Below are 1,081 nucleotides of genomic sequence, written 5' to 3' on the forward strand. Positions count from 1 at the left end.
GCGCCACCGGGTCGGGCAAGGGCTCGGTCATCTGGTCCGTGGTCCGCTCCCTCGCAGCCGGGGTCACCTCCGGGCTCGTGCAGATCTGGGGCCTCGACCCCAAGGGCGGCATGGAACTCGGGATGCGCGCCGATGTTCACCCGGTTCGCCTGCACCGACTACGCGGACATGTGCGAGCTGATTGAGGAAGCCGCCGCCCTCGCCCGCAACCGCGCCCGCAACCTGTACGGCCGGACCCGCCAGCACACCCCGACCCCGGATGAGCCGCTGATCGTCCTGGTGATCGATGAGCTGGCCAACCTGACCGCCTACCTCACCGACCGCCAGTTGAAGGATCGGATCAAGGCCGCGCTGTCCATCCTGCTCAGCCAAGGGCGGGCCGTGGGCGTGCACGTCGTCGCCGCCATCCAGGACCCCCGCAAGGAAGTGCTGCCGTTCCGCGACCTGTTCCCGACCCGCATCGGGCTGCGCCTGGCCGAGGCCGCGCAGGTGGACCTCGTCCTTGGCGACGGGATGCGGGACCGGGGCGCGCTGTGCGACCGCATCCCCCAGTCCCTGCCCGGCGTCGGCTTCGTGGCCATCGACGGTGACCCGACCCCGATGCGGGTCCGCTTCTCCTACCTGACCGACGACGAGATCCGCGACATGGCCACCACCTACGGCCGGCTCCGCGTGATCGACGGCGAGATCCTGGAAGGTGCCGCATGAAGCCCCACCCGACCACCACCCGCGCTGATCGGATCGACGGCCTGGTCCTCGTCGTCATCCTGCTCATCGTCGCCGGCTTCGCCGGGGCCGCCTCCTTCACCCACGTCAAGGACTGGACCCTCGACAACAGCCCACCTGGGACGGGGGAGTGGTTCGGCTGGGCCAACGCCGTCATCTCCGAACTCATCCCCACCGCCGCCCTACTCACCATCCGCCGCCGCAAGCGCACCGGCGGGCCGATCGGCTACCCGATGTTCCTGCTCGTCGCTGCCGGCGCCCTGTCCCTCTCCGCGCAGCTCGCCGTGGCCAAGCCGGGCCTGTCCGGGTGGCTGCTGTCGGCCGTGCCGGCGCTGGCGTTCATCGGCCTGTCCAA

At 70.8% G+C, this 1,081-nt stretch carries 2 pseudogenes; both read left to right on the top strand.

From position 1 onward, the window contains the following. A pseudogene (locus tag JNW87_RS39010) lies at positions 1-708 on the top strand (cell division protein FtsK); the annotation flags it as partial. Then, positions 705-1,081, top strand: a pseudogene (locus JNW87_RS39015) (DUF2637 domain-containing protein); the annotation flags it as partial. The pseudogenes JNW87_RS39010 and JNW87_RS39015, both read left to right, overlap by 4 nt.

This window comes from Micromonospora sp. ATA51 (assembly GCF_016802855.1).
Lineage (GTDB): Bacteria > Actinomycetota > Actinomycetes > Mycobacteriales > Micromonosporaceae > Micromonospora > Micromonospora sicca.